We start from the raw sequence: 14,073 nt of genomic DNA on the forward strand, positions 1-14,073 counted from the left end.
GTTGGCTTTTTTTAAACCAATCGCGCCATCGTAGCGAAGCGCAGCGTGTCGGCAAAAAGAGTGTTTTGGAAGAGGTGATATTTTTGAAGTCGGTCAACATTCAACCGATTCAGTTGTAAAAATACAAACTCGCAGCGAGCGCTGCGCATTTTTCTTGCGCCAGTTTAATCCGTCAATTGCTGCAACAAATACAGCTTCTGGTAAATCCCGTTGTCGATCGCCATCAGCTCGTCGTGCGTGCCCTGCTCGTCGATACGACCGTGGTTCAGCACGATGATGCGGTCGGCATCACGGATGGTCGACAGCCGGTGCGCGATGGCGATCAGCGTGACGCTGCCGCGCAATTCATCGAGTGCGGCCTGCACCACTTGCTCGGTTTCGCTGTCGATGTGCGAGGTGGCTTCGTCCAGAAACAGGATGCGCGGCTGGCCGGCCAGTGCACGGGCCACGGCGATCAGCTGCTTCTGGCCGGTTGACAGGCGCGCGCCGCCTTCGCCGAGCGACGTGTCGTAGCCCTCTTCGAGTGCCAGGATGAAGTCGTGGGCCTTGGCAGCGCGGGCGGCGATTTCTATCTGGTCCTGGCTGTAGCCGCGGCCCATGTCGATATTCTCGCGCGCGCTGGCGGCCAGCAGGAATGGCTCTTGCGGCACCAGTCCGACATCTTCCCGGAAGGCTTCGTCGCCGATCGCGCCCAGTGGAATCCGGTCGATGGCGATGCTGCCGTGTTGCGCGGTATAAAAGCGCAGCAGCAGACTGAGCAGCGTCGACTTGCCGCTGCCGGTGTGGCCGACGATGCCATAGAACGCACCGGCCGGAATTTCCAGGCTGAGGTCGTGCAGCACGTCCTGACCGGGCGCGTAGCCAAATCGCAGATTGCGTATCGAGACCGCCCCCGCGCTGATGCGCTCATTACTGCGGCTGGGAACTACCTGACGTTCATTGAGCAGCGTGTTGACCCGCGCTGCCGCCACCACCGATTGCTGCAACTGGCTGAACTGCAGCGTGATCTGGATCAGCGGATCGACCACGCGGGCGATGTAGCTGACGAACGCATACAGCACACCGACTTCCAGCCCGCTGAACTGGCGCTGGCCGAAGCTGTAAATCACGCCGACCAGCAACAGCACATTGAGCAAATCCAGCGCCGGACGCAGCAGCCACGCATTGGCGCGCAGCTCGGCCACGCGGGCGTGGTATTGCAATTGATTGGTGGCGCGGAAACGGTCGCCAAAACGCAGCGCCGCATTGCTGGCCTGCAGCACCGGCATGCCGCCGATCGATTCGGCCACCTGCGCATTGATCTCGCTACGCAGTTCGCGTGCCCGGGTCACGGCCGGCGCACTCATGCGCTGGTAAAACCAGACGATCACGATCACCGCCGGGAACAGCATCAGCACTACCAGCATCAGGCGCCAGTCGAGCCAGGCCATCGCCAACATCGCGCCGGTCAGCACGATGCTGCTGTCGAGGATCACGAACAGGACCTGGATGTACAGGTTCTTGACCGCCTCGGTATCGTTGGTCACGCGGCTGACCAGCTGGCCGGTGATGGCCTTGTCGAAGAACGCCATCGGCAGGCGCAGCACATGGCCGTAGACCGATTCGCGCAGGCGCCGCACCGAGCGCATCGCCAGTCCCGACAAACGCGCCAGCTGAAAATAACGGACGATGCTGGCGACCCAGCCGGTGACGAGGATGCCGGCCAGCAGCGCGATCATGCGCGGCCAGTCGAGCTGGTGCGGCAGCAGGTGATTGTCGATCAGCGACTTGCCCAGCAGCGGGCCGAGCACTTCGAGGCCGGCGGCCAGCACCAGCCAGGCAGTGCCGATGAACAGGTGACGCCGGTCCGGCGCGGCCGAGGTGCGCAGCAGCGCAATGGCCTGGCGGGTTTCAGAGCGCATCGAGACTGGCCTCCAGTTGCTGGTAACGCCACTGGCTGGCGTACCAGCCATCACCATCGAGCAATTGCTGATGGTTACCCCGTTCGGTGATGCGGCCTTCGCGCAAGACCAGGATCTGGTCGGCGTCGGCCACGGCACTAAGCCGGTGGCTGGCAATGATGACGGTACGGCCGTTGCGGGCCACGCGCAGATGTTGCAGGATGCTCGCCTCGGTGCCGGTATCGACGGCCGACAGCGCATCGTCGAGCAGCAGCAGCGGACTGTCCGCCAGCAGCGCGCGGGCGATCGCGACACGCTGGCGCTGGCCGCCGGACAGGGTCACGCCGCGTTCACCGACCGGGGTCTCGTAGCTTTGCGCAAAACGCAGGATATCGTCGTGCACTGCCGCCAACCCGGCCGCATGTTCGACCTCGGCACGGCTGGCACCGGGGCGCGCCAGCGCGATGTTGTCGGCAATCGAGGATGAAAACAGAAACGATTCCTGCGGCACCCAGCTCACTGCATTACGCAAGGATTCAAGCGAATACGCATCGAGCGCATGCGCGCCCCACACGACGTTGCCGTGCAGCGGCCGGAACTGGCGCAACAGCATGCGCAGCAAGGTCGACTTGCCGGCACCGGTCGGGCCGACCAGACCCAGCGTCTGGCCGGGTTCGAGCCGCAGCGAAATATCCTGCAAGGCCAGCGCGCCCTGCCCCGGATAAGAAAAGTCGATCTTGTCGACGACCAGCAAGCCGGGCTCGACACGGGCGATCGTGCCATGGTCATCGACCGACAGCGGCAAGGCCAGCACCGGTGCCAGCCGCTCCCACGCCGCGCGTCCGCGCTCGATCAGCGACAGCACCCAGCCGGCCGCAAACATCGGCCAGATCAGCTGGCCCAGATACATCGTGAAGCTGGTCAGCCCGCCGATAGTCAGTGCGTTATTCCAGACCAGATAACCACCGAGCGACAGCGTCAGCACGCCGGCCGTTGACAACGTAATACCTACTGCCGGTTCGTAGGCCGCTTCCCAGCGTTGCGCACGCAGGTTGGCGGCGGCGGCATGTTCGGCCAGCTCGGCAAAGCGGACAGCGCTGCGCTGCTCCAGCCCGAGCGCGCGCAAGGTGCGCACGCCGGACAGCGTTTCTTGCACATGGTCATTGAGGTCGCTGAAGCGTTTCAGGGAATCGGTCGAAGCGTGATGGATCTGGTTCGAGATGCGCCAGAACGCAAACGCCATGAACGGAAACGGCACCAGCGCAATCAGCGTCAGGCGCCAGTCGACGCCAATCAACATCATCGCCAGCACCATCAGCAAGGTCAGCGAGCCATCAAAGCCGGCCAGCATCGCTTCGCCGGCGGCCATCTCGACCGCATCGATATCGTTGGTGGCCAGCGCCATCAGGTCGCCGGTACGCTGCTTCTGGTAAAACGCCGGGCCTTGCAGCGCCAGCCGCGCATACAGCCGGGTGCGCAATTCGACGCCGAACTGGTACGCCGCCTTGAACAGCTGCAAGCGCCAGCCCACCCGCAGGAAATAAATTCCTATGCCGATCGCCACCAGCACGGCCAGTTCCTGCAGCAGCGCCATCCCGCCCAGCTGACCGGCGACCAGCGCATCGATGATATGGCCAACCTTGCGCGGCACCCAGACGGTCAGCAGCGCCACCAGCCCCAGCATGATGCCGGCGGCAACATAGGACCGCCAGTGGCCGCGCACGAAGGTACCGATGAGTCGGGACAAGGTCATTCGAACTGCCTTTGCAAGGGATGGCTGGAAAGTAAATCGGCGGGCCGGCGGATCGCGCCGGGGGCGAATTTTACCGCAAGTGGCGGGATCAGATTGACGGGCCATCGTGTTGCCGTCGTGCTGCCCTGCACACCATGGAACCTTCGCAAGGTCGTCCCCACTCAAGTACCAGACAGCGCCAGGCCAACCCGCCATGCCGATTGTCGATCCCTCGGCTGACACGCCTGCCACGGCAAGCATCCGCATTTCTCAACTTGGCCCGGCTAACGGGCATTTTTTACAGGTCTTGATCCGTCATTATGCAAATTCCAAAAACCTCCTCGTACTTCCAGGCATCCAACGGCGCGAATGCCGGCGACAACGGCGCCATTCAGCAACCAGTCAACCCGCCAGCGGCTGGTGGCGGCAGTCCAACGCTCTTTGGCGCGCAGGGTGTTCGCACGGGCAATGCAGCACGCAACCGGCTGAGCGGCAATCTGCCGGGTTCTCCGAGGGCGGAACTGCGGATTTGTATCGAAGCGGTGCGCAGCAATCCGGAGTCGGCAACGGCGTTCGTCCACCTCGGCTTCAAAATGACCGCGACCGAGCGTGTCGATGTCGATGGCAATTCGATGACCAAGCGCGACTGCTACCTGAAGGCGGCTGTACTCGATCCTCGGAATGCCTTAGCTTTCTACAACCTCGGTAACACGCTGGCTGCGAACGAGCGCATCACTGTCAATAACGTATCCATGACCCAGCGCGACTGCTACCTGAAGGCGGCTGCACTCGATCCTCGGTATGCCTCTGCTTTCTACAACCTCGGCACCACGCTGGCTGCGAACGAGAGCATCACTGTCAATAACGTATCCATGACCAAGCGCGACTGCTACCTGAAGGCGGCTGTACTCGATCCTCGGTATGCCTCTGCTTTCTACAACCTCGGCACCACGCTGGCTGCGAACGAGCGCATCACTGTCAATAACGTATCCATGACCCAGCGCGACTGCTACCAGAAAGCATTGGAAATCGAACCGGGCAACACCTATGCACAAGCTGCATTGCAACGCCTCGACCATGCAGAAGCCGTCACTGCCGCATCCACCGCCATCGTCACGCAGCAGCACAGCACATCGGCCGCACACGCTCCCAATCTGGCAACCCTTGCGGAGACTGTCGCCAGCCACGGCGTCCAGCTGGCCAGCCAAGGTGCCCGGCTGACCAGCGTCGAGCGGCGCCTCGACACCCACGACCGCATGCTCACCCATTTGCAAAACGACATCGCCCGCCAGCTCGATGCGCCCGCGCTACCGGGCCGGTCAGCCTTGCCTGACAATCCGCACCTGCTGGCCTACCACCTGACCTTCCGCAAATCGATGGCGCTGCTGTACACGACCACGCAGATGATCAGCAACCAGGTGGTGCGGCGCGATGATCCGCTTCTGGCGTCGGCGTTGAAAGCGATTGCGCAGTCGATACCGGTACCGTTCCTGGGAGCGGCAGTCGGTGCGCTGGCCGGCGCGGTGAACTGGAGCGCCCACAACCGGGCGGGCACGATGGCCACGCGCACGCAGTCGCGGCTCGGCGAGGCCTCGGCCTTCACCCACCTTGCCCACGATGTCGCCAGCACCTTGTGCAACGATCCCCAGTACCGGCAACGTTTGCTGGACCTGGTGCCGGACCGGGAGCTGGCCGTCACCCCGGCGTCGGGCAACAGCATGCTGCAACGACTGGGCCTGACCCGCCTGAATCCGGCCGAAACGCTGGTGCAAAGCCAGGCCGAAAGCGATGTAAAACGGTTATCGCGGGCACTGCAGGCAGACCACAACAGTCCAGCCTTGCAGGACGCCACCCGCGCGCTGCATGCCGACGATATCGCACCGATGTCGCAATGGATGAGCGCGCATGTGCTGGGGCGCACTGCCACGGCGCTGATCGCACCGATGGCGCAGCTGAGCGTGCGTACGGTCAGCAACCCGCATCATCCGGCACTGATCGCGGAGCTGGTCGAAGATGGATTTCTGCACCGGGGCGGGACGACGCCGGACAGTCCGCCTAGTCTGCGCAACCTGCGCATCATGGGTCGGTCGACGAATCCTGAGGAGATCACTGCGGCAGCCACGGCCTTTTATGAACGGACGGTGGCGAAGGGGTTGCAGGCGTAAGGGGTGCGGGCTAGCGCTGGATTGATCAGGTCGCCGGTGCGTTGCTTCCGGTTAAACGCCGGTCTTGCAGCCGTGTGTAGAAGCTCGGGTTTTCTGTACAGGTTGGGCCGGATATACGTAGAAGGTAGGCTGTATACGTATGTCCAGGTTTGCCTTTCCAAGGGATGACTGGAAAGTAAATCGGCGGGCCGGCGGCAGCGCTGGTCGCTGCGACTCATTGCGTTGAGAGCCGGTTAGTCAGAGGCAAGGTCTGAACCCGAGTCCCAACAACTTGTATTGACCTCGAACACACAGAAACATAAGGTGACTTTCAGCTCCAGCTACTTTGGAAAACATATGGACATCTCCACCACGGCAACAATCACTGTTCGTATGTCTGTTGACGTGCGTGAGCTCATTGACCGCGCCGCCGCCTTGCAAAATAAAATCCGAACCGATTTCATGCTTGACGCAAGTTGTATTGCAGCGAGGCAAGTTCTTCTTGCTCAAGTGTTTTTTCAAATTTCCGAAGAACAAATGAAAGCGTTCGATGCAGTCACGGCCGAACCCATGTCGAAGAATGCCGCAATCCAAAAACTACTGGCGTCCAGATCGCCCTGGGAGCGATCAAACGCAATCAGCCAAGTCCGATTCCAGTGATCGTCCTCGGTCGTCTCGCTGTCCACCAAGACTGGATGGGTGCAGGTATTGGCGTTGGTTTGTTGAAAGACGCCCTGCTCAGATCGCTGCAAGCCTCCGCCATCATTGGTGGTCGCGCCCTGCTATGCCATGCCATCGATACGGAGGCAAAGAACTGGTATCTAAAATGGGGTTTTGTTCAATCGCCAACGGAGGCGTTTTCAGTGATGGTTAAGTTGGATTCAGCGAGTGAACCGCTGATTTAATCGTGTTTGAACGTCAAGTAGGTGCTAAGTCGTTGATTTTACTGAGTCAGATGATCCGCCAGCGTGACCGCCGGTTTGAATTGCACTCCGTAGGTTTCATGCAGGAAGCCGTCAACACTGGCGGTCTGGCGCGTGGCACCCAGTTCGCTGATCGTGCGAAACGGGTGCACCGGCACAATCCCGTAGGTGAAGGACAGCCATTTAAAACCGATGAAGTTATTCACATTTCGTTTACAAGGAATATATTTCTTGTAAATTGCCACGCCAAACAAATAAAACGTTTAATTTCCACCTAGTTCTTGCTCTCAGCCAAGCACCGTCCAGCTCATCGCGCCAGAAACTGCAAATCCCCATACCAGGCTGTCGCCTGCTCGCCCGTGTTGTCGGTATCCGTCGCCAGTGCCACCACGACGACGTCCGGCGCTTCTTCGCCGAAGGCGGTCCTGAAATCGGTACCCGCTCCACGGAACCATACCGGAGCGATCCCTACTCACGTTGCAGACAGCCGGGACAATACCGGTCGTTATTCCAATGGCTGAGGCTTGCAACGGCAACCATCAGCATTCGTCCATCACGGCCCGGCTATCGGGCTTTTTCTACAGGTCTTGATCCGTCATCATGCAAATTTCAAATACCGCATCGCGATATCAGACATCCACTGGCAGAGACGCATTGCAGCAATCTGCCAGCACGTCCACCGCTGGCAGCGGCAGTCCGTCGTCCTCCATCGTACAAGCCGCCCGCCAACGGCTGTCCGGTGATCAACCGGGATCGCCGAGAGCGGAGCTGCGAGGCTACCTTGACGCAGTGCGCAGCAGTCCCGGTTCGGCTGCGGCATTCGTTGAACTCGGCGTCAGGTTGACGGCGACCGAGCGTATCGATGTCAATGGCGAGTCGATGAGCAAACTACAGTGTTATCTCAAGGCGGCCGCACTCGATCCACGCAATGCGCGCATTTTTCACCACATCGGTACTACGCTGAACGCAACCGATCGCGCTAAGGTCAATGACGTGTCGATGAACAGTCAACAGTGTTATCTCAAGGCGGCCGCACTCGATCCGCAGCTGGCGCTGGCGTTCTCCGGTCTGGCCACCACTCTGAATGCAACCAGGCGCATCGTCGTCAATGGCGTACCCATGAACCGGCGAGACTGCTTCCAAAAGGCGGCCAAGCTCGATCCGCGATGTGCGGGACCGATCTACGGCCGGGGTAGCACGCTGTCCACGACCGGGCGCAGCGACGTCGATGCGGGGCCTATGACACAGCGCCACGGCGACCAGAAAGCGTTGGAAATCGAACCGCCTGACCGCTTTGCGCCAACGTCATCGCAGCGCCGTGATCAACAACAAGCCGCCACTGCGGTGCCCGCCACCATCGTTGCACAGCAGTCAAGCACTCCAGCCGGCCCGCCTCCCGATTTGGCGACCCTCGCCGCCGCCATCGCCACACAAGGCCGGCAAATCGCCAGCCAAGGCACCCGGATCAGCCGTATCGAACAGCGTCTCGACGACCATGATGCCTTCCTCAACCGCCGTCACAGCGGAATCAGCAATCAACCTAATGCCCCTGAAATACCGCGCCAGCCTGGCCAGACAATCCGCACCTGCCTGCCTGTCAGGTCACCTTCTGCAGATCGATGGCTCTGCTTTGCACGACCGCGCAGGTAATTAAGCAGCGACAACGTCCGGTACGAAGACCTGCATCATCGATATCGCCAGCTTTATCGCGCCAGAAACTGCAAGTCCCCATACCAGGCCGTGGCCTGCTCGCCCGTGTTGTCGGTATCCGTCGCCAGTGCCACCACGACCACATCCGGCGCTTCTTCGCCGAAGGCGGTCCTGAAATCCGCCGCGACGTCACGTGTTTCGGTGATCCACTGGCCGGCCTTGTCGCTGCCGCTTTCGACCACCAGCATGCGGGCGCGGTCGGTGTAGGTGTTGTCTTGCCAGGTGCCTACCGGCTGGCGGTTATCCCACAGGTAATTGATCGCGGCGGTCGGGATTTTCATGCCGTAGAGGGCTTCGCCGATCTTCAGTTTGGCGCGGGTGGCGAAACTGAGTTTCTCGACCGGATAGTCGAACAGCACATAGATGCGGCCGGCATAATCGTCGCCGGATTTTTTGGTCATGTCGGCACCCTTCACGGGAGCGGCGATCTTCCAGCGCCAGCGCAACAGCGGGGTTTTTTTCAGGTCGATGCGTACCGTGTGCGCCATGATCGACATCGAGTGATCGGCCTCAGCCTTGAGCACGGTCTGGCCTTCGTCGCGCACCAGCGTGTAGATGGTATCCGGCACTTTGGCGGCCGGCTTGACAACACTCCAGCCAATGACCGGCGCGCCGGCTTGCATTTGCGAGAACGCCGGAATATCCACTGCCTGCGCGCTGGCAGACGCCAGCAAGCACAACAGACTGGAGGCAATTTTTTTCATCAGGGTACGCCTCGATAAAGTGGGGTGATCTGGTCCGGCATGGACGCCAGTTTTTTATGCAAAAGCTGGTAGACGTCGCGGTCAAAGCGCGGCGGTGCCTGTTCGGTCAGTTGCCGCGCTTCGGCTTCACTGGCAGCCGTGCCCAGATAGCTCCAGTTGTCGATGACATGCAGGGCCGCTTCTTCACGGATGCCGATCGGCCCGGCATAGGGCCACGGATGCAGGCGGCTGGTTTCGAGTGCCATGCGCAAGCGCGCGGTATGCGACGCGAGGCTTTCACGCGCGCAGCACGCGCCCTTGCACTGACCGACCTGGCTGGCAAAACACGGCTTGCCGGCAGCGACTTTTTCCAATCCGAGCAAGACCAGGCAAAGCTGGTGCGCAGTGGCGATGGCCGTGAGCGCGGTGGTGGCCTTGCGGTGGGTGGCAAACGGACCGAACAGCTCGGCCTCGTCGGCGGCGGGCAAGTCGTCGGTCTTGACCAGCGTGATCTGCGATTGCGCATCAAGACGCCAGAGGCAGGCGGCACTCGAACGGCGCAATTGCCGGTTATGCGATGGCGACAGTTGCTTGACCAGCATCGCTTCCTTGAGCAGCGCACCCAGCTCGCCGGCGGTGGCAATCCATTCGATGCGGCGGATTTGCTGCGATAGTTCCAGCTCCTTGGCGGAAAGATGGTCGCCACTGAAATGCGACAGCACGCGCCGGCGCAAGTTGTTGGCCTTGCCGACATACAAGGGCAGCGCGCCCTCGCCAAAAAACAGGTACACGCCGTGTGTGGACGGCAAGTCATCGACCATCGCGGCATCGAGCTGCGAGGGCAAATTCGGCCGTGCGGTCAGTTCCTTGATGGCGGCATTGATCTGTGCATGCGGGAAGGTGGCGTGGATGGTTTCCCAGAATTGCCAGATCAGCTGGGCGTCGCCGAGCGCGCGATGGCGTTCGGTCACCTGCAACTGATGGCGCTCGGCCAGTGTATCGAGATTGTGCTTGGCAAATTCGGGATAGAGCTTGCGCGAGAGTTTGACGGTACACAGCACGGTCGGCCGGAAGTCGATGCCGACGCGCTTGAATTCGTTCTTCAGAAAGCCGTGGTCGAAACGCGCATTGTGCGCCAGAAAAATACGCCCTTCGAGCCGCTGATGGATCTCGGCTGCCAGCTCGTCGAAGCCCGGGGCATCGGCCACCATCGCATTCGAAATTCCGGTCAGACCTTCGATGAATTCGGGAATATGCCGATGCGGATTGACCAGACTGCTCCAGTGCCGCACGCCATCTTCATCGACTTCAACGATGCCGACTTCGGTGATCCGGTCAATGACGGCGGTGGCGCCGGTGGTTTCTAGGTCGACAAAGGCGAGGCGGGGATGGACCGGGTTATAGGCCATTGGGAAAGTCTTTCACTACAGCAGCTCCAGGCGGAAAAATCCTCGCCAGAGTAGCGGTTCACGCATTGCTGCTCAAGAAATATTTATCGAAAAACGCCTTGACGGCACGTACCCAAAATCACATATACTGTTCATCCATACAGTGTTTTACGAAACACCTGGAAAATTGCCTTGCTCATCATAACGGAGATTCCCATGCTCGCATCCACCACCCGCTTTGCCACCCCTGCCGTCGCCAATGCCCTGCTGGCGACCATGCCGGACACTGTCTGGCGCGGCAACCAGATGGGATCGCAGCGGGCGGTGACGACGCCGTCGGGGTTCAGCGCGCTGGATCGGGAGTTGCCCAATGGTGGCTGGCCGGCGTCAGTGCTGATCGAGTTGCTGCTGGCACAGCCGGGCATCGGCGAATTGCGTTTGCTGGCACCGCTGATCGCATCACTCACGCAGGCCAAAAAAACCGTGATCCTGATGGCACCGCCGCATATTCCATTCGCGGCTGCACTGGCCGAACTGGGTATCGACCTGACGCACATCCTGCTGGTCGAGGCTGAAAAGCCGGCCGACCGCATCTGGGCCATCGAGCAAGCACTCAAGAGTGCCAGTTTCGGCGCGCTATTGTGCTGGTTGCCGCAATGCCGCGCGGATCATTTGCGCCGGTTGCAACTGGCTGCCGGCGGCGGCGAAGGGTTGACTTTCGTGTTCCGCCCGGCGGCGGCGCAACACGAATCCTCGCCGGCACCGCTGCGCATGGTGTGCCGGGCGGCAGCATCGGGCCAGTTGTCGGTCGAGGTGATCAAACGCCGCGGCCCGGTACACAGCCAGCCCGTGATCCTGCCGCTGGCGGTGCCGGCGGTACTGGATCAGCCTTTTGCCGAGCGCCGCGTCGCTGATATTCTTCCCTTCACCTTACCGGTCAACTCACGCCATGCTGTGGATCGCCCTGCACTTTCCGCAACTGCCACTCGATACCGTACTGCGCTGCCGGCCTGAGGCCGCGACCACGCCGGTCGTGGTGGTCGAACGCAAACGGGTCATCGGGGCAAACCAGCCAGCTACCGGGTGCGGAATCGCAGCAGGCATGTCGGAGGCGAACGCCTGGAGCATGCGCGCCGGCTTGCTGTCTCTTCCGCGCACGCCGGCACAAGAGCTGGAAGCCCTGCACGAAGCGGCGCTGTGGGCCTTGCATTTCACGCCGCAAGTGGTGGTGCGGGATGCCGGCTTGTTGCTTGACATCACTGCCAGTCTGCGACTGTTCGGTGGTTTCGACAATCTGTTGGCACAACTCACCGGCGGCATCGATGACCTTGGCTTGCACGCCCACATGGCGTGCGCACCGACGGCTAGCGCAGCGCAACTGCTGGCGCACAGCGCCGGCGTCTGGCAAGACAAAACCCTGGACGGGATGCTGGCACCGGTGCCATTGGCGGCAATTGCTTCGGCGCGCCCGCATCTTGATACGCTTCTTGGCATCGGTTGCCACACGCTGGGCCAGTTGCGCCGGATGCCGCGTACCGGTATTGGACGACGCTTCGGCAATGAGCTGCTGCGCGAGATAGACCGTGCCTACGGTGACGAAGCCGAGGTCCACGCCTGGTTCACGGCACCAGTAAGTTTTGATGTCCGTCTGGAATTACCTGCGCAAGTCAGCCATACCGATGCGCTGCTGTTTGCCGCGCGCCGTCTGCTATTGCAACTGACCGGCTGGCTCAATGCCCATCAGTCGGCCATCAGCAGTATCACGCTATGGCTGCACCATGAACCGACCCGCCAGCGCGATCATCGCAGCACGCCAGTCCATATCCAGCTCGCCAGCGCCAGCCGCGATCCGGCCCACCTGACGCTATTGCTGCGCGAACGGCTCGGGCAAGTCGCATTAATTGCACCTGTCATCGAACTGTCGCTGGCAGCCGACGAGATCGTTGCGCTGGCAGCGCCGAACACTGAACTGTTTCCGACCGCAGCATCGCAAAACGAAAGCATAGGTTTGCTGGTCGAGCGCCTGCAGAGCCGTCTTGGCAACGATGCGGTACGCCGGCTCTCACTGGTCGCGGATCACCGGCCTGAAAAAAGTTATGCCTTGCTACCGGTACGACAATCGTCTGCGCGGCTTGTCAGCCCTTCTTTGCAAGCTATCTTGCCGCGTCCAACCTGGTTGCTGGCCCGGCCGCTGGCTTTGATTACGCGCCAGCACAAACCGTTTTATCAAAGCCCGCTGACTTTGCTGGCTGGTCCGGAGCGGATCGAATCCGGTTGGTGGGACGATGCACTGGCACTGCGTGATTACTTCATTGCCGAAAATGAACATCATGCGTTGTTGTGGATATTCAGACAGCGCACCACCGGGGATAAAAGATCAGAGTGCGGCTGGTTTTTGCATGGTTACTTCGGATGACAACAGACGACACGTCGCAGGGGCAATATCGCAAAAATGCAGCCGTTCAGCTTAAAGCTGAACGGCTGCAGAAATTGCCTTGATTACCTGTCACGCAAGATCAGAAGGTATGACGGATGCCCAGATTGAATGCCTTGTCGCCCGAACCGGCCTCGATGGCGCTGCCGACCGTGTATCCGGCACCATTGTCATTTTTGATGCGGGCATAGGCCGCGTACAAGTCCGTGCGTTTGGAGAATGCATAGCGGTATCCCAGTGCCCACTGATTGGCATCCTGATTGACAGCATTCTTGTCATCCTTGCGAATATAGGATCCCAGAATAGTGTGGGCGCCGAACGGGACAGTCACCCCAAGCAACAGGTCGCGACTGTCGGTGGATGCCGTCGGTGCCACCAGGCTGCCATAAGGATTGGTGGTGTTACGCAATGGCGAACTGTTGACGCCCTTGTTGATCCCGTAACCCAAATGCAACTTGGCAACATTCAAATCATAGGTCAGCGCCAGCAAAGTATCTTTTGCGCTGGAGGTATTTTTAACTGTCGCCGTGTCGTTATTGCGATTGTGATATCCAAGACGGACAGCCAGCGGTCCATTGGCATAAGCAATCGCTGCACCGTACTGGCGGGATGCTGACGTATCACCGGCCACTTCACCGAATCCGTAAGCCAGTTCACCGGTAAATCCCTGCAAATTAGGTGAGACGTACTTGACTGCATTATTCATCCGGCTGGCGGCATCACCGGTATTCGGCATCAGGTTCGCGGCAGTGCCGGCCAGTCCGGTAGCGAACGGATCTGCGAGTACCAGCGTGACATATTGGGGGGTGTACTGGCGACCAAAGGTAACGCCACCAAATCCACCAGACAAGCCAACGAAAGCTTGACGACCGAAAGCCGTACTGGACTGGTTGAAGCCGCCGGTGTCCATCGCGATGCCGGTTTCAAGTACGAAATTAGCGGCGAGACCACCGCCCAGGTCCTCGGTACCGCGAAAACCGAGCCGGGATCCCGATGCGACGCCACTGGTTAATTTGGTGACCGAGCCGGCAGAGCCGCCGCGCTCAGCAACCATACCAACATCAGCGATCCCATAAATGGTGACATTTGTTTGCGCCACAGCAGAACCAGCGGCAGTTCCCAACAGCATCAATAGCAATGATGATTTTTTCATTGAGATTTCCTTAAAGAAATAAATAG

13 protein-coding genes are annotated in these 14,073 nt (G+C 60.4%); 6 read left to right on the forward strand and 7 right to left on the reverse strand.

The window, feature by feature from the left end:
* Nucleotides 1-164: 164 nt before the first annotated feature.
* Both RHM62_RS12165 and RHM62_RS12170 read right to left on the reverse strand, forming a co-directional pair.
* Complete coding sequence (locus RHM62_RS12165) at nucleotides 165-1,901, reverse strand: ABC transporter ATP-binding protein (RefSeq protein WP_322122358.1); 1,737 nt, start codon at nucleotides 1,899-1,901, stop codon at nucleotides 165-167.
* On the reverse strand, nucleotides 1,891-3,633 hold the full coding sequence (locus RHM62_RS12170; RefSeq protein ID WP_322122359.1) for an ABC transporter transmembrane domain-containing protein: 1,743 nt from the start codon (nucleotides 3,631-3,633) through the stop codon (nucleotides 1,891-1,893). Before RHM62_RS12170 ends, RHM62_RS12165 begins: the two co-directional genes overlap by 11 nt.
* Nucleotides 3,634-3,932: 299 nt before the next feature.
* On the opposite strand from RHM62_RS12170, the gene RHM62_RS12175 reads away from it, so the two are divergent.
* From RHM62_RS12175 to RHM62_RS12185, 3 genes are all read left to right on the forward strand, one after another.
* A complete protein-coding gene (locus tag RHM62_RS12175; RefSeq protein WP_322122360.1) occupies nucleotides 3,933-5,777 on the forward strand; it encodes a hypothetical protein in 1,845 nt (614 codons plus the stop codon).
* A gap of 336 nt (nucleotides 5,778-6,113) precedes the next feature.
* Nucleotides 6,114-6,416 carry a DUF1778 domain-containing protein gene (locus RHM62_RS12180; protein WP_322122361.1) on the forward strand — a complete coding sequence of 101 codons (303 nt, stop codon included), beginning with the start codon at nucleotides 6,114-6,116 and terminating at the stop codon, nucleotides 6,414-6,416.
* 35 nt (nucleotides 6,417-6,451) lie between these two features.
* The gene (locus RHM62_RS12185; RefSeq protein ID WP_322122362.1) at nucleotides 6,452-6,661 is read left to right on the forward strand and encodes a hypothetical protein; all 210 of its coding nucleotides are present in this window, start codon (nucleotides 6,452-6,454) and stop codon (nucleotides 6,659-6,661) included.
* Nucleotides 6,662-6,699: 38 nt separating this feature from the next.
* Here the strand turns inward: RHM62_RS12185 and RHM62_RS12190 are convergent, their stop codons facing one another.
* Both RHM62_RS12190 and RHM62_RS12195 read right to left on the reverse strand, forming a co-directional pair.
* Entirely contained in the window at nucleotides 6,700-6,885 is a 186-nt protein-coding gene (locus RHM62_RS12190; protein WP_322122363.1) for a hypothetical protein, read from the reverse strand.
* Nucleotides 6,886-6,986: 101 nt separating this feature from the next.
* Nucleotides 6,987-7,145: a DUF3047 domain-containing protein gene (locus RHM62_RS12195; protein WP_322125402.1), complete on the reverse strand. Its 159-nt coding sequence runs from the start codon at nucleotides 7,143-7,145 to the stop codon at nucleotides 6,987-6,989.
* A 188-nt stretch (nucleotides 7,146-7,333) separates the two neighbouring features.
* On the opposite strand from RHM62_RS12195, the gene RHM62_RS12200 reads away from it, so the two are divergent.
* Nucleotides 7,334-8,329 carry a hypothetical protein gene (locus tag RHM62_RS12200; RefSeq protein ID WP_322122364.1) on the forward strand — a complete coding sequence of 332 codons (996 nt, stop codon included), beginning with the start codon at nucleotides 7,334-7,336 and terminating at the stop codon, nucleotides 8,327-8,329.
* Nucleotides 8,330-8,382: 53 nt separating this feature from the next.
* Here the strand turns inward: RHM62_RS12200 and RHM62_RS12205 are convergent, their stop codons facing one another.
* Complete coding sequence (locus RHM62_RS12205; RefSeq protein ID WP_322122365.1) at nucleotides 8,383-9,093, reverse strand: DUF3047 domain-containing protein; 711 nt, start codon at nucleotides 9,091-9,093, stop codon at nucleotides 8,383-8,385.
* Nucleotides 9,093-10,481 carry a 3'-5' exonuclease family protein gene (locus RHM62_RS12210; protein WP_322122366.1) on the reverse strand — a complete coding sequence of 463 codons (1,389 nt, stop codon included), beginning with the start codon at nucleotides 10,479-10,481 and terminating at the stop codon, nucleotides 9,093-9,095. Before RHM62_RS12210 ends, RHM62_RS12205 begins: the two co-directional genes overlap by 1 nt.
* Nucleotides 10,482-10,676: 195 nt before the next feature.
* On the opposite strand from RHM62_RS12210, the gene imuA reads away from it, so the two are divergent.
* Entirely contained in the window at nucleotides 10,677-11,474 is a 798-nt protein-coding gene (gene imuA, locus RHM62_RS12215; RefSeq protein ID WP_322122367.1) for a translesion DNA synthesis-associated protein ImuA, read from the forward strand.
* Nucleotides 11,410-12,876 (forward strand): DNA polymerase Y family protein, encoded by a 1,467-nt coding sequence (locus RHM62_RS12220; RefSeq protein WP_322122368.1) that lies wholly within the window; start codon nucleotides 11,410-11,412, stop codon nucleotides 12,874-12,876. Before imuA ends, RHM62_RS12220 begins: the two co-directional genes overlap by 65 nt.
* A 100-nt stretch (nucleotides 12,877-12,976) precedes the next feature.
* Here RHM62_RS12220 and RHM62_RS12225 read toward each other — a convergent pair whose 3' ends face one another.
* Nucleotides 12,977-14,047, reverse strand: coding sequence for a porin (locus RHM62_RS12225; RefSeq protein WP_322125403.1), 1,071 nt, complete (start codon nucleotides 14,045-14,047; stop codon nucleotides 12,977-12,979).
* Between the last annotated feature and the right edge of the window lie 26 nt (nucleotides 14,048-14,073).

It is taken from the genome of Actimicrobium sp. CCC2.4 (genome assembly GCF_034347385.1).
Taxonomy (GTDB): domain Bacteria; phylum Pseudomonadota; class Gammaproteobacteria; order Burkholderiales; family Burkholderiaceae_D; genus Actimicrobium.